The 22,676-nt window shown below is 59.8% G+C and carries 23 protein-coding genes and 3 pseudogenes; 13 read left to right on the forward strand and 13 right to left on the reverse strand.

The window, feature by feature from the left end:
* Positions 1-4: 4 nt before the first annotated feature.
* Genes trbE through M529_RS48035 form a run of 8 tightly spaced genes read left to right on the forward strand, consistent with a single transcriptional unit; the run spans position 5 to position 7,988 of the window.
* Positions 5-2,443 carry a conjugal transfer protein TrbE gene (trbE, locus tag M529_RS27730; RefSeq protein ID WP_021316535.1) on the forward strand — a complete coding sequence of 813 codons (2,439 nt, stop codon included), beginning with the start codon at positions 5-7 and terminating at the stop codon, positions 2,441-2,443.
* Positions 2,440-3,207, forward strand: a complete 768-nt coding sequence (trbJ, locus tag M529_RS27735; protein ID WP_021316536.1) for a P-type conjugative transfer protein TrbJ — start codon at positions 2,440-2,442, stop codon at positions 3,205-3,207. The genes trbE and trbJ overlap by 4 nt, the downstream gene beginning before the upstream one ends.
* Before the next feature lie 16 nt (positions 3,208-3,223).
* Positions 3,224-3,583 carry a putative entry exclusion protein TrbK-alt gene (gene trbK-alt, locus M529_RS27740; protein ID WP_021316537.1) on the forward strand — a complete coding sequence of 120 codons (360 nt, stop codon included), beginning with the start codon at positions 3,224-3,226 and terminating at the stop codon, positions 3,581-3,583.
* Positions 3,584-3,585: 2 nt separating this feature from the next.
* Positions 3,586-4,890, forward strand: coding sequence for a P-type conjugative transfer protein TrbL (gene trbL, locus M529_RS27745; protein ID WP_031294206.1), 1,305 nt, complete (start codon positions 3,586-3,588; stop codon positions 4,888-4,890).
* Entirely contained in the window at positions 4,887-5,576 is a 690-nt protein-coding gene (gene trbF / locus M529_RS27750) for a conjugal transfer protein TrbF (RefSeq protein ID WP_021316539.1), read from the forward strand. The genes trbL and trbF overlap by 4 nt, the downstream gene beginning before the upstream one ends.
* Positions 5,573-6,553 (forward strand): P-type conjugative transfer protein TrbG, encoded by a 981-nt coding sequence (trbG, locus tag M529_RS27755; RefSeq protein WP_031294208.1) that lies wholly within the window; start codon positions 5,573-5,575, stop codon positions 6,551-6,553. Before trbF ends, trbG begins: the two co-directional genes overlap by 4 nt.
* The gene (locus tag M529_RS27760; RefSeq protein ID WP_021316541.1) at positions 6,550-7,752 is read left to right on the forward strand and encodes a TrbI/VirB10 family protein; all 1,203 of its coding nucleotides are present in this window, start codon (positions 6,550-6,552) and stop codon (positions 7,750-7,752) included. Before trbG ends, M529_RS27760 begins: the two co-directional genes overlap by 4 nt.
* 2 nt (positions 7,753-7,754) lie before the next feature.
* Positions 7,755-7,988 (forward strand): DUF2274 domain-containing protein, encoded by a 234-nt coding sequence (locus tag M529_RS48035; RefSeq protein ID WP_084490767.1) that lies wholly within the window; start codon positions 7,755-7,757, stop codon positions 7,986-7,988.
* Here the strand turns inward: M529_RS48035 and M529_RS48040 are convergent.
* Together M529_RS48040 and M529_RS0124070 are read right to left on the reverse strand one after the other, a co-directional pair.
* The gene (locus M529_RS48040; protein WP_084490770.1) at positions 7,927-8,943 is read right to left on the reverse strand and encodes a LysR family transcriptional regulator; all 1,017 of its coding nucleotides are present in this window, start codon (positions 8,941-8,943) and stop codon (positions 7,927-7,929) included. The two genes, M529_RS48035 and M529_RS48040, sit on opposite strands and share 62 nt — an antisense overlap.
* Before the next feature lie 157 nt (positions 8,944-9,100).
* Entirely contained in the window at positions 9,101-9,454 is a 354-nt protein-coding gene (locus M529_RS0124070; RefSeq protein WP_152522513.1) for a hypothetical protein, read from the reverse strand.
* Between the two features lie 568 nt (positions 9,455-10,022).
* On the opposite strand from M529_RS0124070, the gene M529_RS27765 reads away from it, so the two are divergent.
* From M529_RS27765 to M529_RS0124075, 3 genes are all read left to right on the forward strand, one after another.
* Positions 10,023-10,469 carry a hypothetical protein gene (locus M529_RS27765; protein WP_021316545.1) on the forward strand — a complete coding sequence of 149 codons (447 nt, stop codon included), beginning with the start codon at positions 10,023-10,025 and terminating at the stop codon, positions 10,467-10,469.
* Positions 10,470-10,761: 292 nt separating this feature from the next.
* The gene (locus tag M529_RS27770; protein ID WP_021316546.1) at positions 10,762-11,373 is read left to right on the forward strand and encodes a TetR/AcrR family transcriptional regulator C-terminal domain-containing protein; all 612 of its coding nucleotides are present in this window, start codon (positions 10,762-10,764) and stop codon (positions 11,371-11,373) included.
* The gene (locus M529_RS0124075) at positions 11,370-12,341 is read left to right on the forward strand and encodes a TetR/AcrR family transcriptional regulator C-terminal domain-containing protein (RefSeq protein ID WP_152522514.1); all 972 of its coding nucleotides are present in this window, start codon (positions 11,370-11,372) and stop codon (positions 12,339-12,341) included. The genes M529_RS27770 and M529_RS0124075 overlap by 4 nt, the downstream gene beginning before the upstream one ends.
* 153 nt (positions 12,342-12,494) lie before the next feature.
* Here the strand turns inward: M529_RS0124075 and M529_RS27775 are convergent, their stop codons facing one another.
* The 4 genes and pseudogenes from M529_RS27775 to M529_RS27795 all read right to left on the reverse strand — a co-directional run bounded on the left by M529_RS27775 (position 12,495) and on the right by M529_RS27795 (position 16,180).
* Complete coding sequence (locus tag M529_RS27775; protein ID WP_040600111.1) at positions 12,495-13,112, reverse strand: TetR/AcrR family transcriptional regulator; 618 nt, start codon at positions 13,110-13,112, stop codon at positions 12,495-12,497.
* A gap of 204 nt (positions 13,113-13,316) precedes the next feature.
* Positions 13,317-13,856, reverse strand: a pseudogene (locus M529_RS27780) (integrase core domain-containing protein); the annotation flags it as partial.
* Between the two features lie 235 nt (positions 13,857-14,091).
* Positions 14,092-14,679 carry a class I SAM-dependent methyltransferase gene (locus M529_RS27785; RefSeq protein WP_021316551.1) on the reverse strand — a complete coding sequence of 196 codons (588 nt, stop codon included), beginning with the start codon at positions 14,677-14,679 and terminating at the stop codon, positions 14,092-14,094.
* A 412-nt stretch (positions 14,680-15,091) separates the two neighbouring features.
* Positions 15,092-16,180: an IS5 family transposase gene (locus M529_RS27795; RefSeq protein WP_021316553.1), complete on the reverse strand. Its 1,089-nt coding sequence runs from the start codon at positions 16,178-16,180 to the stop codon at positions 15,092-15,094.
* Positions 16,181-16,251: 71 nt separating this feature from the next.
* Between M529_RS27795 and M529_RS27800 the strand changes: the two are divergent.
* Positions 16,252-16,644 (forward strand): annotated as a pseudogene (locus M529_RS27800) (DDE-type integrase/transposase/recombinase); the annotation flags it as partial.
* Positions 16,645-16,684: 40 nt separating this feature from the next.
* On the opposite strand, the pseudogene M529_RS48930 reads toward M529_RS27800, so the two are convergent.
* The 4 genes and pseudogenes from M529_RS48930 to M529_RS27815 form a co-directional block, all read right to left on the reverse strand.
* Positions 16,685-16,798, reverse strand: a pseudogene (locus tag M529_RS48930) (IS5/IS1182 family transposase); the annotation flags it as partial.
* A 37-nt stretch (positions 16,799-16,835) separates the two neighbouring features.
* A complete protein-coding gene (locus M529_RS27805; protein ID WP_021316556.1) occupies positions 16,836-17,693 on the reverse strand; it encodes a glutathione S-transferase family protein in 858 nt (285 codons plus the stop codon).
* A 60-nt stretch (positions 17,694-17,753) separates the two neighbouring features.
* Positions 17,754-18,353: an NAD(P)H:quinone oxidoreductase gene (gene wrbA, locus M529_RS27810; protein WP_021316557.1), complete on the reverse strand. Its 600-nt coding sequence runs from the start codon at positions 18,351-18,353 to the stop codon at positions 17,754-17,756.
* A gap of 154 nt (positions 18,354-18,507) precedes the next feature.
* On the reverse strand, positions 18,508-18,915 hold the full coding sequence (locus tag M529_RS27815) for a DoxX family protein (RefSeq protein WP_021316558.1): 408 nt from the start codon (positions 18,913-18,915) through the stop codon (positions 18,508-18,510).
* A gap of 100 nt (positions 18,916-19,015) precedes the next feature.
* Here M529_RS27815 and M529_RS27820 point away from each other — a divergent pair, with 100 nt between their 5' ends.
* Entirely contained in the window at positions 19,016-19,888 is an 873-nt protein-coding gene (locus tag M529_RS27820) for a LysR family transcriptional regulator (RefSeq protein ID WP_021316559.1), read from the forward strand.
* 83 nt (positions 19,889-19,971) lie between these two features.
* On the opposite strand, the gene M529_RS27825 is transcribed toward M529_RS27820, so the two are convergent.
* The 3 genes from M529_RS27825 to M529_RS27835 all read right to left on the reverse strand — a co-directional run bounded on the left by M529_RS27825 (position 19,972) and on the right by M529_RS27835 (position 22,497).
* Positions 19,972-20,610, reverse strand: coding sequence for a TetR/AcrR family transcriptional regulator (locus M529_RS27825; protein ID WP_021316560.1), 639 nt, complete (start codon positions 20,608-20,610; stop codon positions 19,972-19,974).
* Between the two features lie 50 nt (positions 20,611-20,660).
* Positions 20,661-21,497 carry an IS5 family transposase gene (locus tag M529_RS27830; protein ID WP_031294226.1) on the reverse strand — a complete coding sequence of 279 codons (837 nt, stop codon included), beginning with the start codon at positions 21,495-21,497 and terminating at the stop codon, positions 20,661-20,663.
* A gap of 190 nt (positions 21,498-21,687) precedes the next feature.
* The gene (locus tag M529_RS27835) at positions 21,688-22,497 is read right to left on the reverse strand and encodes an enoyl-ACP reductase FabI (RefSeq protein WP_021316562.1); all 810 of its coding nucleotides are present in this window, start codon (positions 22,495-22,497) and stop codon (positions 21,688-21,690) included.
* Positions 22,498-22,676 lie beyond the last annotated feature (179 nt).

Consider the following 22,676-nt stretch of genomic DNA (forward strand, 5'->3'; position numbering starts at 1 on the left):
CGCGATGATGAACCTCGCCGAATATCGTCAGACCGCCACGCGCCTCGCCGATTTCCTGCCTTGGGCCGCGCTGGTGGGAGAAGGTGTCGTCCTGAACAAGGATGGCAGCTTCCAGCGCAGCGCGCGCTTTCGCGGCCCCGACCTCGACAGCGCGGTCCCCGCTGAACTGGTCGCGGTTGCGGGCCGGCTCAACAATGCCTTGCGTCGCCTCGGTTCCGGCTGGGCGATCTTCGTCGAAGCTATGCGACAGCCGGCACCCTATTACCCCGACAGCCGCTTTCCCGAACCCGCCTCTGCACTTGTCGATGCCGAACGAAAGGCCGAGTTCGAAGAAGAGGGCGCCCATTTCGAATCGGGCTATTTTCTCACATTCGCCTGGCTGCCGCCCGCCGAGGATGCGGCGCGCGCCGAAAGCTGGCTTTACGAAGGCAAAGCCGAGCGCGGCGTTGACCCGCATGAAGCGCTCAAGGGCTTTCTTGATCGCACTGATCGCGCCCTCCAGCTCATCGACGCCTTCATGCCGGAATGCGCCTGGCTCGATGATGCTGAGACGCTCACTTATCTCCATGCGACCGTCTCGACCAACCGGCACAGGGTCCGCGTACCCGAAACCCCGATGTATCTAGACGCGCTGCTGGCCGACCAACCGCTCACCGGCGGGCTCGAGCCGAGGCTCGGCACCGCGCACCTGCGCATTCTCACGCTTGTCGGATTTCCCACTGCAACCACGCCGGGAATACTCGACGATCTCAACCGGCTCGCTTTTCCCTATCGTTGGTCGACGCGCGCGATCCTCCTCGACAAGACCGACGCCAACAAACTTCTGACCCGCATTCGTCGGCAGTGGTTCGCCAAGCGCAAGTCGATCGCCGCGATCCTCAAGGAAGTCATGACCAACGAGGCGTCGACCCTGGTCGACACCGACGCCGCCAACAAGGCGGCCGATGCTGATCTCGCGCTGCAGGAGCTGGGTGCCGACTATGCAGGCCAGGCCTATGTGACCGTGACCGTGACCGTCTGGGATGCCGATCCGAAAGCCGCAGACGAAAAGCTCCGACTTGTCGAGAAGGTCGTACAGGGCCGCGACTTCACAGCGATGTCCGAGACCGTCAACGCGGTGGATGCCTGGCTCGGCTCGTTGCCCGGCCATCTCTATGCCAATGTCCGGCAGCCACCGATCTCAACGCTCAATCTCGCCCACATGATCCCCCTGTCAGCCGTGTGGGCGGGGCCGGAACGGGACGAGCACTTCGACGCGCCCCCACTGCTCTACGGCAGAACCGAAGGCTCAACACCGTTCCGGCTTTCCCTTCATGTGGGCGATGTCGGGCACACGCTCGTGGTCGGACCGACCGGCGCCGGCAAATCCGTGCTGCTTGCCTTGATGGCGCTTCAATTTCGGCGCTACGCCGGTTCCCAGGTCTTCGCCTTCGACTTCGGCGGCTCCATCCGGGCTGCAGCGCTTGCCATGGGCGGCGACTGGGAGGATCTCGGCGGCGGCCTGGCGGAGGGCGACGGTGATGCCGTTACCCTTCAGCCGCTCGCACGGATCGGCGACACGCAGGAACGCGCATGGGCGGCCGACTGGATCGCCGCAATCCTGATGCGCGAGGGCGTCGCTGCATCGCCGCAGGTCAAGGAGCATCTATGGACGGCGCTCACATCGCTCGCCTCCGCTCCCGTCGAGGAACGCACGCTCACCGGCCTGGTCGTGCTTCTACAGTCGAACGATCTCAAGCAGGCCCTACGGCCTTACTGCGTCGGCGGGCCTTATGGCAGACTGCTGGATGCAGAAACCGAGCGTCTCGGCGCGGCGTCGGTGCAGGTTTTCGAGACCGAGGGGCTCATCGGGACCGGTGCCGCGCCGGCGGTGCTCGCTTATCTCTTCCACCGCATTGAGGACCGCCTGGATGGCAGCCCGACGCTGCTCATCGTCGATGAAGGCTGGCTGGCGCTCGACGATGAGGGATTTGCCGGGCAACTGCGCGAATGGCTGAAAACCCTTCGGAAGAAAAACGCCAGCGTCGTCTTCGCCACCCAAAGTCTCTCGGACATCGACGGCAGTGCGATCGCGCCTGCCATCATTGAAAGTTGCCAGACCCGCATTCTCCTGCCGAACGAACGCGCGATCGAGCCGCAGATCACCGCCATCTACCGCCGGTTCGGCCTCAACGACCGCCAAATCGAGATTCTCGCACGCGCCATGCCCAAACGCGACTATTATTGCCAGTCGCGCCGCGGCAATCGTCTGTTCGAGCTTGGTCTCGGCGATGTGGCGCTCGCGCTCTGCGCCGCCTCCTCCAAATCCGACCAGATCATGATCGCCGAAATTCTCGCCGATACCCGCGACGTGGGATTTCTGGCGGCCTGGTTGCGCCGGCGCGGCGTCGCCTGGGCCGCCGACCTTATTCCCAATCTCAACAACCTGGAGAGCCAGCCATGAATCCGCGTTTCCCTAAGACGGCCCTTGCTGCCGCGTTGCTTACGACGTCGATCGCGACAATATCGTTTTCTGCGACGCCGGCCCATGCCCAGTTTTTTGGTGGAATCGTCTACGATCCCACCAACTACGCCCAAAACCTGCTCACTGCGACGCGCGCGCTACAGCAGATCAACAATCAGATCACGTCGCTCCAGCATGAAGCGCAGATGCTGATCAACGAGGCGCGCAATCTCGCGAGCTTGCCATATTCCTCGCTCCAACAGCTTCAGCAATCGGTGAGCCGGACGCAGGCGCTTTTGCAGCAAGCCCAAAACATCGCCTACAATGTCCAGCAGGTCGATCAGGTCTTCGATCGTCAATATAAGAATGTGAGCCTCAGCGCACCGGATCAGCAACTCATCACCGATGCCAAGACGCGCTGGCAAAACACGGTGGGGGGCTTGCAGGACGCCATGCGCGTGCAGGCCGGCGTCGTCGGCAATATCGACACCAATCGCAGCGAAATGGCCGCGCTCGTCGGACAGAGCCAGGGGGCAACCGGTGCCCTGCAGGCGACCCAGGCCGGCAATCAGCTTCTCGCGCTCCAAGCGCAGCAGCTCGCCGATCTCACGGCTGTTATCGCGGCAAATGGCCGGGCACAGGCACTCGCTGATGCCGAGCGCGCCGCAGCCGCCGAGCAGGGACGAGAACAGCGCCGCCGCTTTCTCACGCCGGGCGAGGGCTACAAGCCCGGCAATGCGCAAATGTTCTACGGCAACGATTGAGCCGTGGACCCAAGCGATGGAAGGGAAAACGACCGCCCGCATTGCCGCAGCGATCTTTGTCGGGTTCGCGATTGCGGCGTCGCTGATCCAGCTCTCCCGGAAGGAGGAGTCGCCGATTGCGGCGAGGCCGGCGCCCGTGGTCGTCCCATCCGATCCGCTCGCACAAACACTGCGGCACTGCCGCGACATGGGCATCGCGGCGGAACGCGATCCTGTCTGCCTGGATGCCTGGGCCACCAACCGCGAGCGTTTTCTCGGCCATACTCCAAAACCGCGTCAAGCGCCGGCCGCGCACCCGCCTGCCTCGATGTTCCCCAGCGAAGACGAGGCGTCCCTTAGCAAGGAGTCGGCGCCGGCTCCCCTGCCGGAGCAATGAGCATGGGCGGCACGGGCGTTATCGACCATTTCCTCGAGGTCTTCACACGGTACATCGACGGCGGCTTCGGCCTGCTCGGCGGCGAGGTGGCGTTCATCGCCACGACCTTGATCGTCATAGACGTCACGCTTGCCGCGCTCTTCTGGTCGTGGGGCGCGGATGACGACATCATCGCCCGGCTCGTGAAAAAGACCCTGTTTGTCGGCGTCTTCGCCTACATCATCGGCAATTGGAACAACCTGGCCCGCATCGTCTTCGAGAGCTTCGCCGGACTTGGGCTGAAGGCATCGGGTACTGGGTTCACCACCGCCGATCTTCTGCGCCCTGGGCAGGTGGCCCAGACGGGGCTCGACGCCGGCCGGCCGTTGCTCGATTCCATCTCCGGCCTGATGGGCTGGGTCTCCTTCTTCGAAAATTTCGTCCAGATCGCCTGCCTGCTCTTTGCCTGGGTGCTGATCCTGCTTGCCTTCTTCATTCTCGCAATTCAGCTCTTCGTCACGCTGATCGAGTTCAAACTGACGACGCTTGCCGGCTTCGTCCTCATCCCCTTCGGGCTGTTCGGCAAGTCGGCCTTCATGGCTGAGCGTGTGCTCGGCAATGTCATTTCGTCGGGCATCAAGATTCTCGTCCTTGCGGTCATCATCGGCATCGGCTCGACACTCTTCTCCGAATTCACGGCCGGATTCGGCGGGGCTACGCCTTCCATCGACGATGCCATGGCGATCGTACTCGCCGCGTTGTCGCTGCTGGGACTGGGGATCTTCGGTCCTGGAATTGCCAATGGCATCGTCTCCGGCGGCCCGCAGCTCGGTGCCGGCTCGGCCGTTGGAACCGGTCTGGTGGTCGGCGGCGCGGCGATGGCAGGCAGTGCGGCCGTCGGTATGGCCACGGGGGGCGTCGGCGCCCTTGCAGGCGGAGCCGCAGCAGCGGCGCGCGGTGGCTCGACACTCGCCGGCGGCGCGACCGCGGCCTACCGCGCGGGAGGCGCGACCGGCGTCGCGCGCGCAGCGGCCTCCAGCGTGGGTTCGGCTGCGACCAGCCCCTTCCGCCGCGCTGCCGCCTCGATGAAGAGCAGTTTCGAGGCAGGTGGCCGATCTGTCACCGGCGCGGCCGATCCCGCCGCAGCGGGCGCTGGTGCGGCCTCGGCTACGTCCTCAACACCCGATGGGCCGCCTGCCCGGGCAAAACGCATGAAGCGGTCCCAGTCGATGAGCCATGGCGTCACGCTTGCCGCGCACTCGCTGCGTGCGGGCGATAGCCACGGCGGCGGTTCCTCCATCTCCGTTTCTGAAAGCGATCGACCATGAGCCTCTTCAAGCGCCCCACGACCCACTATGGCAAGAGCCCCGAGCCGGTGACACCATATCAGCGTGCAGCCCAGATTTGGGACGACCGCATCGGCACCGCGCGCGTGCAGGCGCGCAATTGGCGCTTGATGGCCTTTGGCTCCCTGTTTCTCTCCGGAGGCTTCGCAGCAGCGCTGGTCTGGCAATCCACGCAAGGGACGGTTGTGCCCTGGGTGGTCGAAGTCGACAAGCTCGGCCAGGTCCAGGCCGTCGCACCGGCCACCGCGGGCTATACGCCATCAGACGCCGAGATCGCATACCATCTTGCGCGTTTTATCGAGGAGGTTCGCGCGATCCCCTCGGATCCCATCGTGCTGCGTCAGAACTGGCTGCGGGCCTATGACTTCACGACCGACCGCGGGGCAGCGGCGCTAAACGATTATGCGCGCGAGAACGATCCTTTCAAGGACATCGGACAGCGCGAGATCGCCGTCGACGTCTCGAGCGTTATCCGTGCTTCGCCGACCAGTTTCCGCGTGGCCTGGACGGAGCGGCGCTACGAAAACGGACAGCTTGCCGGCACGACCCGGTGGACGGCAATCCTGACGATCGTCCTCCAGCCCCCGCGCGACGCCGACCGCCTCCGCAAGAACCCGCTCGGCATCTATATCAACGCCATAAACTGGTCGCGGGAGCTCGAACAATGAGTGCGGGCTCTCACGAACGCGGATTGCCGCTATTCCGTAAATCCGCACTTCCGCTTCTCATCATTGCCGCAAGTGCGCTTGGCGGTTGCGCGTCGACCGGCAAACCTCCGCAGATCGGCTACGACTCCAGCGTACCGCCGCTACCGGCCGTGCCTGAGGTGAAGGTGGTCAGGCCCAAGCCGCTCCAGGTTCCGCCGGCATGGACGCCCGCGCATGGCGGCGCCGATGCTGCGACCCCCGCGGGGCGCATCGAAAATGCCAATGCGGCTGCACGGATCGAACCGCGCCGGGACGGCTATTACAATGCAATCCAGATCTATCCGTGGAGCGAAGGGGCGCTCTATCAGGTTTATGCCGCACCCGGGCATGTTACCAACATCGCGCTGGAACCCGGCGAAACACTGACTGGCGAGGGTCCGATTGCCGCTGGAGACACCGCGCGCTGGATCATCGGCGACACGACCAGCGGCAGCGGCGCGACGCAACAAATCCATGTCCTCGTGAAGCCAACGCGCGATGATATCAGCACAAACCTTGTCATCACCACCACGCGGCGCACCTATATGATCGAACTGCGCGCCGGCAAGACGCTCTTTATGCCTGCCGTCTCTTGGTCCTATCCTGCGCCGCTAGCGGGACCGGACGCAGCCGTGCCGGCGACGCCCGCAATCCCGCCTACGTCTGCACGGCATTACCGATACGCTCTGACAGGCGACACTCCACCCTGGACGCCGGTTTCGGTGTTCGACGATGGACGCCACGTCTATATCGAATTTCCCGGCGGGATCGCGCAGGGCGAAATGCCGCCGCTGTTCGTGATCGGCGCCGATGGCGAGCCGCAGATCGTCAATAGCCGCGTCTATCATCACATTCTGATCGTCGACCGGATTTTTGCCGCGGCCGAACTGCGTCTTGGCAGTGGCAAGCGACAGCAGACCGTCCGGATCGTGCGCGTCGACGGGAGACCGACATCATGAACGAATCCGAATTCCACGACGAGCGCGATGACAACGATGAGGCCGAAATTGTGCAGCAGCCGTCGGCCGATACCAATGCGCCGATGCGGCTTCGGGGGGCAACGCCGCGTGTTACCCGCATCTCGCGCAAGGTCTTGGGCGCCCTCGGTGTTGTTGCAGGCGTCGGAATCGGGGGCGCGCTGATCTACGCGCTGCAGAGCGCCCATGATGGCGCACCGCCAAAGGAACTCTACTCAACCGACAATCGATCGACCGCCGACGGCCTGGTCGGACTGCCATCGACTTACAGTGACGTTCCGCGGCTAGGGCCGCCTTTGCCCGGCGATCTCGGACGCCCGATCGTCAGCGCGCAAGGCCGCGGCCAACCCGTGCCGGGCGCAGCGGCTCCAGCGCCGGCCGCGGATCAGGCGAGACAGCGGCGCATTGCCGAAAACGAAGCTGCGCGCACGAGCCGGGTCTTCTTTCAAAGTCAGCCCTCGGCGTCGCCGCCCGTCGCAGGAGCCGGCCTCGATCTCTCGCAGTTGGCCGGTCCCCCGGCAGCGTCCGCCACGCCCACGACGCAAGATCGTCAGCTCGCCTTTCTCAACGCTGCCGCCGATCGCCGCACCGTTGCGCCTGATCGCATCACGCCGCCGGCCTCGCCCTTCGTATTGCAAGCAGGATCGGTGATTCCCGCTGCCCTCATCACCGGCATCCGCTCGGACCTTCCCGGTCAGATAACCGCTCAGGTGACAGAGAATATCTATGACAGCGCAACCGGCCGCTTTGTCGTTGTGCCGCAGGGCACCCGCATCATCGGGCAGTACGACAACAACGTGCAATTCGGCCAAAGCAGGGTCCTGTTGGTCTGGAACCGCCTGATCTTCCCCAACGGACACTCGCTTGTGTTGGAACGCCAACCTGGCGCCGACGGCGCAGGCTATGCCGGATTGCAGGACGGCGTGGACTATCACTGGTGGGATCTGGCGAAAGCCGCCGGCTTGTCGACACTACTCAGCGTGGGCACCGAACTCGCAATCGATGACGATGATCGTTTGCTACGCGCGATCCGCAATGGCGGCGAAGATACCTTCAACCAGGCCGGCCAGGAAATCGTGCGCCGGCAGCTCAATATCGCGCCAACCCTCACAATCCGGCCAGGGTTTCCTGTCCGGATTATCGTGACCCGCGATTTGCTCCTCGAACCCTATGGGAGTTGAAAATGACCAAGCTGAAACTTGGTGCCATTGCGGAAGACAAGCCCGTCAAGGTCTCGCTGGAATTGCCTGGAAAGCTGTTTCGGGACCTGCAAGACTATGGTGAGATTCTCGCTCGCCAGGAGGGCGTGACAGCCCCGGACCCTGCGAAGCTGATAGTCGCGATGCTACAGCGCTTCATACAAACGGATCGAGGATTTGCGCGAGCCCGCAAAATGAAGGATCCATCAACGCATTAAAACCGGTCGCAATCATAAGAGCCGCGCCAGCGCCATTCGCACCAGCATGCGAGAGCCACCCGGACGCGATGTTTTTCACGAGCCGTAATAAATAGCGCAGTGCGGGATTCGAGTTGGTCGGCGACCAGACCGCGCTCCACGCGAGTTGCTCAAGGTCACCCCGGATCGGCAGGAAGGTCACACCTTCCGACATGCCCGAAGCGATCGACGCGCTCGCGAGCGATATGCCGTAACCCATCGCAACGATGTTCAGCAGGCTATGCCGGCTGACGTCGTGAACATCAATCTTGGGTCTGAAGCTGGGCGCCGAGAGCTTCCGCACGAGATAGTCGCGGATTTCCGGACCTGCACCGTGCTGGCTTACGACGAAGGTTTCACTGGCGATGTCGTCCCAGTCTAGCGCCTCGCGCTCGGTCAATTTGTGGTTTTCGGGCAGCGCGACGTAAATGCTCTCCGTCCAGAGCTGCAACGCCTCCTGGCCGCTCAACTTTGGCGTTCCGGCCATGAAGGATATATCGAGCTCGCCTGTCATCACGCGCGCCAAATCCTGCTGCTGGGATCCCTCATGAAGACAGACCCGTATATGCGGATAGCGTTGGTGAAACTCTTTGAGCGCCAGGTGCAAGCGACCGCCGGCAAGCGGCAGCAATACACCCACTTGAAGATCTCCTCGTTCCCCTTGCTGAATAGACGTGGCAAGCTCGATGGCTTGGCCGAGTTGCTGCGCGCCGACCCAGGCCTCTTTGAGGAACAGTTGCCCGGCGGCGGTGAGACGAACACCGCCAGCGCTACGATCGAAAATGCGAAACCCGATGCGATGTTCCAGCAATTGCACGCGCCGCGTCAGCGTCGATTGCGAGATGTTGAGGGCTGAAGCAGCCTTTCTCAAGCTTCCATGCTGGGCAGCCGCAACAGCGTACCGCAGATTCCTCAGATCAAGTGCGAGATCCGGCACTGGTCACGCATGCCGAGGCGTATTTTCGGTCCACCCACAGGGGCTTGCCGGTGTTCTCGATCGAGCCGGTGAACGCTGGGGAATGACAGCGTTCCAAGCAAGCCGCATAGCGTCCTGTTCGTCATGGGTCGACGCAGAAAGCGTCATCGTGGGTTGCTCACCTACCATTACCCGAACCGTGAACGCGATTTCCGAGCATTCCGAGGGCGGCAGCGATCCGAAAGTCCGCAAATCCCGCGCTACGTAAACCGCTGTCGATTTCTTCGGTCGTGATATCGCCGTGCTGAAACAAAACGCCAAAGCGGCGCAGGGTCTCAAGTTGCGGGTCGGCCAAGGCATTGGGATAGTATGCACCGAAGATCAGGCCAAATGCGCGGCTTATTTTACCCGGACGGATAAGCGAGCGCTTGCTGTCCTGCAGACCTAACGCGAGTGCCTGAACGTCAAGCGCAAGGACTCTGTTCCTTGCGCGATCCCAAAGACCGTGTGCCTCGAATTCGTCGAAAGCCAAGGGCCGCTCGCCGTGGGAGGGTTCGGGGGCACGGCGAGCGGCCGGTTCCATCCCGGGGGGCGATCGGGATGGAAGATGGTCATTGAGATTGAGAGGGCTGGCGAAAATGGCATGGCTCGCCACCTCGCCACGCGCGCTAGGGACATCAAAGGCCACGTGGTGATGGTACAAGCTCACCCCCAAGACCTCCTGTCATGCACGAAATCACTTGCAGACAGAGGCGATTCTCGACGCTCACATTCATCGGAGCTGAGCACGCGTAGCAGCCAAGCCAATGACAGGAGGATCTCTTCTCGAAGCGCCAAGAAAGCCACTTTCCATTTGAAGGCGAGCATTCGCCACTCTCCTCAACACATCGGTTCGCCCATGAAGAAGGTCGCCGACCTGCGACTCATGCCTAATCCAACCGAACCGTTCGGTCAATTCTGGAATGCGTGTAGCGCTCTGCATATCGCTGATGTGCCACGGCTCGTCGCTCTAACCGAACGGTTCGGTTGACCTTGGGGCAAAGTTCTTCATCGTTGGGGCGCGGTGCCTTTGAACCCTGGCGCCCCCGGAGGATCGCCCCATGCGCGAGACACGCTCGGCTTACGCAAGCCTGAATCCACGATCCCTCGTGATCGACCTGGCGCGCTGCTGGCAGTACGCACGCCGCTCCCAACGATCTCCGCAAGCGCATCTGTCGCGTGTCCTCGAACGCCTGGGATGCGAAATACTGGCGCCGGCGCTGAATATGTTCCTGTCCAGCTTCGAAGCGCAGCTTGGCCGCTCAACGGAAATTGGTTACCGCAATTCCATTACCAGCGACGAGCGCGAACTGACGATTCTCGTGGATCGCATTCTTGGCGACGAGGCCGACTTACCTGCAATCGCGCGAAGACTGCAGGATGCTGCTATTGTCGGCAATTTCCCGATCGCTACACCGACGCAGCGGGCCATCGATCCCGACGCGCAATCTGGCTTCGCAGTACCTCTTCCAATATCGCTCGCGCGTGCGACGAGCCGTAATGCATGACAAGGACGACAATCATCTACGCTGTAGGTCGAGGCTACGAAATCTGTCGATCCTTACAGGCAGCCTTGGCGTCTTCGCTGGGCTGGTTTTTTGGTTCAGAAATTGGGTCTCTGACACACTGGTCGCCGCCATCCTTGCCTCGCTCGTCATGCTCGGCATCGTTACAATCTTTGCGCCCCAGCATGATCACACGGTATAAGTCGTCCAATCCTGGCAGGCGCTCCCAATCAGCAGGACTGTCTAATGGCTTCGCTTCCGTTTTTCCCCTCAATGCGTTCCAGGAAGCAGGCTCATGACATCCTCCTTGAACAGCCCGGATCAAGCCGTTTCGGCCATCACACAGGTTCTCGCCGGCGCGGAAAAGCGCACGCTTGAGCTTGCGGATGTCGTGGCGAGTGCGGGTCTCGAGTGGAGCAAGGTCGTCACACTCTTTCCAGATCCCCAGGATATTCTGGTCGAAATTGCGCGCGCCGAGGCCGCACAGGCTTGCCAGCCACTCTTGTCAGCGATCAACGCCCCGCGCGATGAGACATGGGATATCGAAGCGGTCCTGCGCGAATTTGTCGTCCGGATTGAAAGCAATTATGCAGGCGTCGTGGGCGGCCTGGTGCGCGTCGCGATCACGGAAAGCGCCAAAAATCCCGACCTCCGGAACCGTATCCATCACGAGGGGCCGGCTTCGGTTCTCGCGACCCTACGTCAGTTCCTGCAGGCCGCCGTTGAGCGCTCTTTTCTCGAAATCGACGACGTGGACATCGCCGCCGAACAGTTGATCGGGCTGCTGCGAGCGACCTTGTACGAAAGACTTACGCCAGCGCTCGAACATCCAATGTCGTGCGGCGTTGATCCCATCACGCTGTTCTTGCGCGGCGCAGCCAGACGCAAAGGGGGGAGGAGCGTGTGAAAGACACCGGACGAACTGAGAGCAAGGCGGCCGCGGCCAGGGCATCTGTGCCGCGTCATGATCGGCAGGATGTCATTCAAGGCGTGGCCCCCGATCTTGCCCACAGCATTGATGAAAATGGTTCCCTCGTCACCGTTCCCCCGGCTGATTGGATCGTCTGTTTCGTTCCGGGTTTGAAAAAGCAATGGTGGCATCGCTTCTGCAACCGCGATCACAAGCACGTCTTCGCATTGCGACCTATGGAAACGGGAAGCTGGGTGCTTGTCGAACCCTGGTGGACACGGTTGATGGTGACGGTTTTGCCCTCATCAGACGCTGTCAGGTTTCTTCGCTGGGGCGCCGCCGGAGACATGGTGCGTCTGCGCGAAGCGGTCCCTGGCCGTGGCAATCAGTTAAAGGGCTGGTTCAACTGCGCAGTGATGGTCGGCTTTCTGCTCGGGCGTTCCAGTTGGGTTTGGACACCTCATGCGCTCTACAAGCAGCTTGTCAGCGAGACTGGCGCCGAGCATGAAGATGTCGAGAGCCTGCTCGTCGAACATTTCAGGAAAGTCCTGGATCGCAATATGCGCCGGGCGCTTTCACTCGATGCCCGAATTGCCCGTCACTCGACTGCCGAAATACTCACCGAGTTGGCACGCAATATTCTCTCCCTGATCATGTCGCGAGAGATCATCGACCTCCATCACACGGCGATCATTGAAGCCGAGCGATTTCCCGGCGTGGCACAATGCTATCAGGACCACGCCGAACGGCCCGCAGTTTCGGCAATCGCTGACGTGCTCAGATCCGCCGCCGAAGCGGACGAGTTTGAGATGGAAGACCCTGATGCGCTCGCGCGCAGTCTCATGGGATTGATGCGCGGTACATTACACCTGGATCTCATGATCGGCGTTGCAGCCCAACCCACTCCTGAAGATATTGATTGTAGAGCCCGCGCAGCCGTCGACTTCATACTGAAAAGCCTGTGAGAAAATCCGCAAATCGACCTAGCGTCGTGAGGACGTCAATGCCCCCGCTTGGTTATTGATTCGGTGCATCCCATTCAATCAAACGACGACTTTCGAAGAGAAGAGAACGGTAATAGCCGCTCTCTCGCCCTCATTCGGTAGCGGCCATGCGTCCTATTTTTCTGCTGCACTGCCATAGGCTGCCATGAAGACTCTTACGGCTTCGGTCACAATATGGTCGATTTCTTCATCCGTGGGCGCCTTGCGCACGCCGAAGAGGAAGTCGAGCATGATTTGCGCCTGACATAGCCGATTGAATTGGCTCGCCGCCAACTCGATATCGTCAATCACCAGATGACGTTGTTCAGTGCATCGCTTGAGAAACGCCTTGAGCTTCACATGTCCCGCATGCGGCCCCTCTTCATGAAACAATTCGCTGATTTCCGGGAAGCGAACCGCCTCGGCAACCACGGTTCGCAAAATCTCCACCACGATTGGGTCAGTAGTCAACTTCAAATAGCGAACACCGAAATCATGAAGGACCGATACAGGGTCATCGATTTCCTCAGGAAGATCGAACACCGGCGTTGAGCGGGAACAAATCTCCAGGCGCATATATTCTTCGAAGAGTTGCTCCTTGCTGTCGAAATAGGTGTAAAGCGTTCCCTTGGAGCCGGCGCCAGCCTTGGCGATGTCGCCCATCGACGTCCCAGCAAATCCCTTTTCCAGGAACAGCTTACCAGCCACGTTCAAAATGTGCGTCCGCTTATCGGTTCGCTGCGTCGTTACCATCTCGACCCCAAGTCAAAAAGTCATTCATACCCCATGTCGCCTGCGCGACAAGGCAATTACCATATGACCGAACCGTTCGGTAGGCAAGGCGCGAGGTTCACACTACCGATCCGCCGTGGCAGATCGGCGCGAGTCCGGATCACAAAGAGGAACGGTATGAAGCGTATTTCTGATCTGCCCCCACCGAGTGGCCCGATTGGAGTGTTATTGGATTAAGCTCATCGCCGCCATATTCGGATGGAGGTGGAGCGAAGTGGAACCGGGCGCCGGATATGGCGATGTCGCCGTTTCCAGTGACGGTGATTGGTAGCCCAGGTTGCTGTTAGGGCCAACGGTGTTGTAATGCCGCCGCCATGCTTTGATCAGCACCTTGGCCTCTGCGAGGCTGTAGAAAATCTCGCCGTCAAACAGTTCGTCGCGAAGCGACCCGTTGAAGCTTTCGTCATAGCCATTCTCCCATGGTGATCCCGGCGTGATGTAGAATGTCTTCACGCCGATCTGCTCCAGCCATTTCTGGACGACGGTTGCGATAAATTCCCTGCCATCATCGAACCGTAAATGTGCTGGCGGGCCGCGCGAGATGAACAGGTCAGCCAAAGCCGCCAGAACATCCTCGTGCTTGAGTTACCGTGCCACGATGAGCGCCAGGCATTCTCTGTTGGCCTCGTCGATAGTGGTCAGGATCCTGAATTTGCGGCCGTCATGCGTGCGCCCCTCGACGAAATCGTAGACCCACACATGGGCTGTCCAGCGCGCCCGCTACATGACGCTTGAAACCATGGTTCCCGTCAGCGACGATCCCATCGTCATGCACTCGGCTGTACCTGGCGCATGACCGGCTCATCCCGATGCCGAAATGGGCGGTGGCAAGGAAAACCTACACCACCCCGTGGGACACTATCAGGGGTTCAGACCAAACTTACGTCGTTTGCATGGCTCCGTCGCTTCACAAACTCCAGTTTCCCCGATTGGAAGGGATCTAGGACTTGCGGGCAATTATCTGCACTGTAGCTCCGCTGCCATTGTGAAATGCGCCCTCGTTCACGTCTCGTGTGACTTCTCGCCCAACGATAAGCTCCAATCCTGCCAATTCGTCGCGCAGTTCGGCCAAGCTCATCATCATAGCGGCATTGGGCGGCCCCCCGGTACCATGTTTCAATTGCGCCGGCGTATACGCTTCCAATATGAAAACGCCGTTCGGGCGCAGAGACTGAAAGATGTCTCGATGCACCTTTTTACGCAGGCTTGTCGGAAGATGGCAGAATATTGAAACAATCCCGTCCCAACGGTTAGGCTCCATTTTGTAGTCGGCCAAATCGGCGTGTGCGATACCAATCGTCACATTTTTCTCTACTGCGAGCCTCTTCGCCTTTTCCAAGCCTACTGCAGACGCGTCGAGAGCCGTAACCCTGTGACCGTGCTCCGCCAGGAAAACAGCATTCCTTCCTTCGCCTTCTCCCAGGCACAAAGCATCTCCTACCGGAAGCAATTCCATGCTTTCTCGCAGGAAGTCATTCGGTTCAGTACCGTAGGCAAAATCGTCGGTGCTATATCGTTTGTCCCACATTAATCTGCGCTCCTCCTACATATCGCGAGCGGCAATTCATCGCTTTTCGATCGGGATTTATTCGGATCAGGCAATCGCCAATACCTTGGCCAAGATGGAACGCGGCTTGTGATTAAACGAAGTGCGCTCGGTTATGAGGGACGCTGTAATCGACCTGCGGTCCGTACGGAACGATGCGAGAAGGGTTTATGGACTCGTGGCTCGCGTAATAGTGGCTCTTGATATGGTGGAAATTGACTGTCTTGGCGATGCCGGGCTGTTGATAGAGATCCCGAAGATGGACACCTCGAAGAACCGTCTGATTTCGGCATGATGGCGGCTTGAAGGCTCAAGAGGGAAGTATGAGCCTCGGTTTCGGGGGCTGATCTGCTGATTTTCGTCGGTGCGGCGCCTTCACAGGCCGTCTTTGGCGTCACGCGGGCGCAATTCGCCCCTCGAGCCAGGCCAGGCGCTGGAAGTTATAGGCAAGGTTGGTCATGCCGATCTTGATACGGGCACGAGCAATGCCGATGGTGCGCACCACCAGACCCATGCGGTGCTTTTGCCCGGCAAAGACGTGCTCGACGGCGGAGCGGACAGCGGACCGCTTGGCATTGGCGCGTGCAATACGCTCAGGCATCGCTCGGCGGTGCGGCTTGCGCTGGTGGATGTGGCTGGTGAACATGCCTTTGGCGAGGAAGGCCTCGTTCTTCTTCGAGCGGTAGGCCGTATCGGCCCATACGCCCGAAGCCGTGTTGCCCCGGCTGATCAGCGTCGGCAATCGCGCGCCGTCGTGGGCATTGGCAGCGCTGGCATCCCAGGTGCGGATCAGGCCATGCGCCCGGTCGATGCCGATATGGTTCTTGTAGCCGAACATCGGGATGGCCAGATCGACCGGCTTAAAGGCCTTGGGGTCCGCGCCTTCCTTCACCTTGGCCTTGGCGTACTTCACGCTCCAGCGGGCATCGCGATCCTTTTGCCGGATCTTCGCAGGGTTATTCTGCCAGCGCTCGGGTATCCGGCCCTCCTTGATGGCCGCCTTCTCCTCCTCGGTGTTCCGCTGCTTCGGGGCGGGTACAACGGTGGCATCGATGATCTGCCCGCCCATGGCGAGATAGCCCCGGTCCGTGAGGGCGGCATCGAAGCGGGCAAAGAGCCTGTCGATGGCCCTGGCCTTCACCAGACGCTCCCGGAACAGCCACACTGTCGTCGCATCGGGCACCGTGCCATCCAGGCCTAGCCCCAGAAAGCGCTGGAACGAGAGGCGGTCCTTGATCTGAAACTCGGTCGCTTCGTCAGAAAGCGAGTAGAGCGCCTGCAGCACGAGGATCTTGAACATGAGGACCGGGGCGAATGGCGGGCGGCCACCCTTGCCGCGAGGATTACGGCGCAGCGCGGCTACCAGCGGTCCTCGGAAAACCTCGAAGTCCACGACGGCCGCCAGACGCTCCAGCGGATCGCCCGCAGCGCTCAATGCCTCATATCGGTCCGAAAGATCGAAGAAACCCGGCTGCCCTGCCATCATCGCCTCCGCTATCGCGCAAAGGCAGTGAATCACTTCAGGCCCTCAGGCGCCACGGGTTTTTCGAGGTGTCCAGCTTCGTGCTGGACGCACTGGAGCAGGCTATCCACGAACGACGCCCTGTCCATCGGGGTGGTCTCATCCATCACAGCGACCGCGGATCGCAATACGTGTCGATCCGATACTCGGAGCGGCTTGCCGAAGCCGGGATCGAGCCATCGGTTGGTAGCGTCGGCGACAGCTATGACAATGCTTTGGCTGAGACGATCAACGGCCTTTATAAGGCCGAGGTGATACATCGGCGAGGACCATGGCGGTCCTTTGAAGCCGTGGAATATGCCACGCTGGAATGGGTGGACTGGTTTAACAACCGGCGCCTGCTCGAACCCATCGGCAATATCCCGCCGGCTGAAGCTGAGGAACTGTACTACGCAATGCTGGACGACGTCCCCATGGCTGCGTAACTTAAACCAAATAGCCTCCGGCAAACCCGGGGCGGTTCAGTCCCCGGAATAGCTCAAAGTCCACCACCGCCGACAACCGCTCCAACGGATCGCCCGCCGCGCTCAATGCCTCATATCGGTCCGAAAGATCAAAGAAACCCGGCTGTACTGCCATCTCTGCCTCCGCTGTCGCGCTCCGGCAGTGAATCACCTCAAGCCGTCAAACGCCACCGGTTTTTCGAGGTGTCCAGATATCCCGACAGGTTTGGATAATCCGCAATGCGTCGAATATTACATTTGAAGTGCCCAACATAGACCGAATCAAACCGCACCAGCGTTGTAAATAGCCGCCAATCAGCCTCGGTTATCACATCGCCGGTGAGATATCTCTGGGAAGAGAGCGTGTCTTCAAGCCAGTCGAGCGTATCAAAAAGCGGGACGACCGCCTCTTCGTAAGCATCCTGGGTCGTAGCAAAACCAGATTTGTAGACGCCGTTGTTGAGGGTGTCGTAAACCCGCTTGTTCAGCTCATCGATTTTTTGGCGAAGTATATTAGGGTAGTAGTCTCCCTTTGCTGCGCCAACAGCGTCGAATGCAGTATTGAACATTCGAATAATCTCTGAAGACTCATTCGAGACAATGGTTTGTTGCGCTTTATCCCACAGCACCGGAACCGTAACGCGGCCGGTGTAGGATGGGTTTGCCTTTATATAGATCTCGTAGAGAAAATTCGCCTCGCCCAGATTATCACCGACAAGACCGTCACTATCCCTTTCAAAAGTCCAGCCGTTCTCGCCCATAAACCAATGGACCACGGAAACACCTATCATGCCCTCCAACCCCTTGAGCGTACGCATGATCAAGGTGCGGTGAGCCCATGGACAGGCCAAGCTGACGTAAAGATGATAGCGCCCCGCTTCGGCCACGAAACCGCCTTCGCCGGTCCGACCAGGCTTGCCGTCCGCCGTTATCCAGTTGCGAAAAGCACTATCCTTGCGGACGAACCGCCCGCCAGTTGACTGGGTATCATACCATTGATCATGCCAGACACCATCGATCAGCAAGCCCATAAATCGATCCTCCAATTGTGACCGGGCCGCAAGCGAAATGCGACCCGGTCAAGCCGAGTGTCAGTCAGACAGTTTCTCGGCGGTCCTTGCGACGCGTGCTCCGAGATAGCGGGCACCGGCAAGTTCTTCCTCGTCCGGCTGACGGCTGCCATCTCCTCCGGCAATCGTTGTCGCGCCGTACGGCGCACCCCCTCGGACTTTGTCGTGACCCATCTGGCCGGCGAACCCGTAATCAAGTCCAACGATGGTCATGCCGAAATGCAGCATGTTGGTGATGAGCGAGAACAGGGTGGTTTCTTGTCCGCCATGTTGCGAAGCGGTCGAAGTGAACGCTGCACCGACCTTGCCGTTGAGCGCGCCACGTGCCCAAAGGCCGCCAGCCTGATCGAGGAATGCAGCCATTTGAGAGGATAGCCGGCCGAAGCGCGTGCCGGTGCCGATGACGATCGCATCGTAGTTCTCGAGATCGTCCACCGTTGCAACAGGGGCGGCTTGCTCAAGCTTAAAATGTGCGCCCCTTGCGACGTCTTCGGGCACCGTTTCGGGCACGCGCTTGATGTCGACGATGGCGCCCGCCTCGCGGGCACCCGCAGCGACAGCTTCGGCCATGTTTTCGATATGGCCGTAGGTCGAATAATAGAGAACAAGAACTTTAGGCATGGCGTAACTTCCTTTCGAAATGAGGGCTGGTCAGTTTACGAAGGCGTAGGAATCTCAATGAAATGCGCGGTGGGTGTTGCTCGCATCGAGCTGGGTTGAGGCCGCGTTCGGACCGACGTTTCGTGCGTACACGAACGGTGGCCTCAATAACGCGTTAGCTGTTGCGCTTCGTGGGATCGCCCAGGGCATAGGCGCCATCGCCGAGCATGGCCTGCACAACCAGGACAAGCGACCAGAAGACCGGAAATTCCCAACCGCCGCCCGGATTGGAAAAGAGCAAGCCATTGCCCGCATGTGGAATGATCGAACCAATCAGGATCGGCAACGCGGCAAGCGCCGCCCATCGTGTCATAAAGCCCAACACAAGCGCCAATCCGAGCACGACCTCACCAGCCATGACCGGATACGCAAGGATTCCGGGGAAACCGATGCTCTCAAAAAAGCCGACAGTGCCTGCCGGCGTAAATACGAATACCTTGATCAGCCCGTGAGCGAGGAGAAAGCCTCCACTCGCGACCCGCAGCAGGGCGATAGCCCGCGAAGCCGATTCAGATTGTGTCATGCTGAACCTCCAATGTCGTTGGCGACCTCCTACCTCTCATCGAACGGGCATGAAATTCTCAAATATTGACTAGCATCCATGCGTTTTCGTATAATTGGGGATGGACTGGGACGACCTCCGCACCTTTCTCGCTATTGCCCGCCACGGAACATTGTCCGGCGCTGCCCGAGCATTGGGCGTAACCCAGCCGACTATGGGGCGCAGGCTTGCCGCGATGGAAAGCCGCACCGGTGCTCGCCTGCTGCAACGGTTGCCTGGACGTTTTGCCCTGACTCCACTTGGTCAGAGCGTGCTCAGCAATGCTGAGCGGATCGAACTCGAAGTGCTGTCAGCCGAGAGAATGATTACGGGGCGAGACGTAGCCCTTGAGGGTGTGGTGCGGATGACGACGGTCGATACGTTGGCTGCTCAGCTTGTCGTGCCCGCCTTGGCGGCCTTGCAGGAAAGGCACCCGGGGATAATCGTTGAGCTTGTACCCGATACGCGATCACTCAGCCTTTCCAAACGGGAAGCTGACATAGCATTACGCCTATCGCGCTTCGAAGGGCATGAAGTGGTCGCAAGGAAAGTCGGTTCGCTCGCGCTGGGTCTCTATGCGAGCCCAAAATGGCTAGAAGCCGAAGCGCTTGTCGAAGCACGCGTGATCACAGTGCTCGACGATCAAGCCCACCTTCCCGAAGCAAAGTGGCTGCACGCCCAGTTTCCCAACGCCGAGGTAGCATTGCGTTCCAATAGCCGAGACGTTCAAGTCTGGGCTGCAAAGTCTGGAATTGGTATAGCCGCCTTCGCCTGCTACTATGCTGAGGAAGAACCTGGCCTTGTCCGCTTGAAGCAGGATGTACCGAACCTAACTCGTGACATCTGGCTGGGCGTACACAGCGACATGCGTGACATGCCCCGCATTCGAGCGGTCATGGACGCGGTAATTAAGACGCTGCGCGACAGGAAAGGGGTACTTGTTCCCGTCCATTAAATTGATCGGAGGCTGATCTGCTCGGCCGCGAAATGTCATCTCTTCGCCGTGGCATCTCTACTCCATTTCAACTGCCCATGCGCTCATCGATGAACATCGTCGTTGGTGTTGCCCCCGTTTAGACGGACACCATCAAGCAGTATGTCAACCGCCGACCGGACGATGGTATCTGCCTCTTTCTTGCAGGGCGGTTCACGCAAGCCGAGCACCACCTGAAGGTGGAGGTTGCTCCGCAGCATGCCTACAAAATGGTTGGCCGCCATTTGGCAATCATCGATATCGATCTCGCCTCGAGAGCGAGCTTCTTCCAAGACTTCTGCAAGGCGAGTTGCCGAGCGTTCAGGGCCTTTTTGGTAAAAGGCACTTGCCAGGTCGGGAAAGCGAGAAGTTGCGGTAACAATCGTACGATAGACGCCGACCAAATTTTTGGACATATAGATCGATAATAGACGCCGGCCAAATTCCAGAAGTGTATCCTCGATATTCCGACCAACCATTTCTTCAACCGCCAATGCGGTAAGCGCCTCGTCTGCGCTCTCCGTTACTAGCGCAGTGAACAGCCCTTCCTTATTCCCAAATTCATTGTAGATGCTGCGCTTTGATCCACCTATGCGCTCAATGATTGCGTCGATACTCGTCGCTTCATAGCCATGCTCAAAGAAGGCTTCTGCGGCAGCCTTTAAGATGGTGGCCCGACGTTCCTCTGAGGATGGTCTCTTCATTGTTAAGCAGTCTGTCTACCCATGGAATTCGGTAAGAGTCAGATTCGAAACTATTTTGTTTGAGGACGAGCTCTTGCGGCTCGACGGACGAAGATTTGGATCGATGCGATGAACAGCCAGGCGGTCGCGGAGGCGATTGACTGTTCGAAATCCTTGGCCAGGCGGCGGTTGCGATTGAGCCAGGCGATCGTGCGTTCTACCACCCAGCGCCGGGGCAGAACCTCGAACCCCTTGGCGGCATCCGATCGCTTGATGATGGCCACGGTCCATTTGCCCATGTGCCGCAGGGCGTCCTTGAGTTTATCGCCGGCATAGCCGCCGTCGGCGAAGAGGTGCCGTAGCCAGGGGAACCGTTCGATCACGCCGGCCAGCACCAGCGGGGCGCCGTCGCGGTCTTGGATGTCGGCGGTGTGGACGACGGCGTGAACCAGGTTGCCTTCGGTATCGGTGAGGAGATGGCGCTTGCGTCCCTTGGTCTTCTTGCCCGCGTCATAGCCCCGAGGGCCGCCGGATTCCGTAGTCTTGACGCTCTGGCTGTCAATGACACCGGCGCTGGGGCTGGCGTCGCGACCGTGGGTCTCGCGCACCAGCATGAGGAGCGCATGGTTGATGGCAAGCCACAGGCCGCTGTCGCGCCACAGATAGAACCAACGTCGCACCGTCGAGACAGGCGGAAAGCATGGTGGCAGCATCCGCCACGGCAAGCCTCCGCGTAGCAGGTAGAGAATGGCCTCGACGATCTTGCGCATCTTCCACTTGCGCGGTCGACCGGTTGTCGCTGGTGGTGGCAGCAGCGGCTCAAGGATCGCCCATTCGGCATCGGTCATATTACTTGGCAAAGCCAGCCCGCTTCGCCCATGAAGGGCGCGAGTGGTATCAGTCCACATCGATGAACTCCGGATGTTTGTAGCAAAACCGCCAGAATCAGCGATCGAGACAGCCGTCAAGCTATCTCACTGATATCACTCACCTTAGTTTCGGCGCGGACACTAAGGCAAGGTACCATACCAATCTAGTCCAACGAACCTTGCCTAGCCTATGGAGTGAAATAAGTGTCCGGCATGTTCCGGCGTCTCGTCATAGATTTTCTTCGGCGGCCATTCCCATGATGTTATAGCCGCCATCCACATAGATGACCTCACCGGTTATGCCGGCGCTAAGATCAGACAGCATAAAGAGAGCCGCGCTGCCGACTTCGTCTAATGTGGCATTGCGGCGGAGCGGTGCGTTACTCGCAGCTTCCATATGAACTTTTCGAACGTTGCGGATGCCAGAGGCAGCCAATGTCCTCATTGGACCTGGAGAAAGAGCGTTTACGCGAATTCCCTCAGAACCGAGGTCGAAGGCGAGATAGCGCATGCTTGCTTCAAGGGCGGCTTTGGCCACACCCATGACATTGTAATTTGGAATGACTCGCTCTGAACCAAGATATGTCAAGGTGAGCAAGGATGCTCCGGGCCTCATCAGGGGACGCGCCCGCTTCGCCAAATCCGTGAACGAAAAGCAGGAAATTTCCATGGTATTCAAAAAGTTGTTTCGGCTGGTGTTGAGATAGCGCCCCTGCAATTCAGTTCGGTCAGAATGGGCGATTGCATGTAGCAGAAAATCGAGGTGCCCCCATTTCATCTCTATTGCCTCAAATAGTGCATCCAAGCTGCTTGCGTCTTGTACGTTAGCCGGCAGCACAAGCGGGGCTGCGACGCGTTCTGCCAACGGTGCAACACGACTCTGGAAAACATTGCTCTGGTAGGTGAAGGCCATTTCGGCACCATGAGCATGCAACGCTTGGGCAGCGGCCCACGCGATTGAACTCTGGTTGGCTACTCCCATCACTAAGCCGCGTTTGCCCTCCATCAACCCAGCCGCCATCATTTCTCCGTTGCCCATTCCTCGTATCTTCAGTTTGTTAGAACGCCTCTTGACGGATACGGTACGTCACCTTATCCGTCAAGGGAAGTGGTAACGCCTCGTACCCCTTCTGCTTGCGCGGCGGGGCGTTGCGATCATCCGGGCAAACAAGTCAGCCACAAGCATGTGTGAATTGCGTTGAGGGTAGTGGTAGAGAA

The sequence above is a fragment of the Sphingobium ummariense RL-3 genome (assembly GCF_000447205.1).
GTDB lineage: Bacteria > Pseudomonadota > Alphaproteobacteria > Sphingomonadales > Sphingomonadaceae > Sphingobium > Sphingobium ummariense.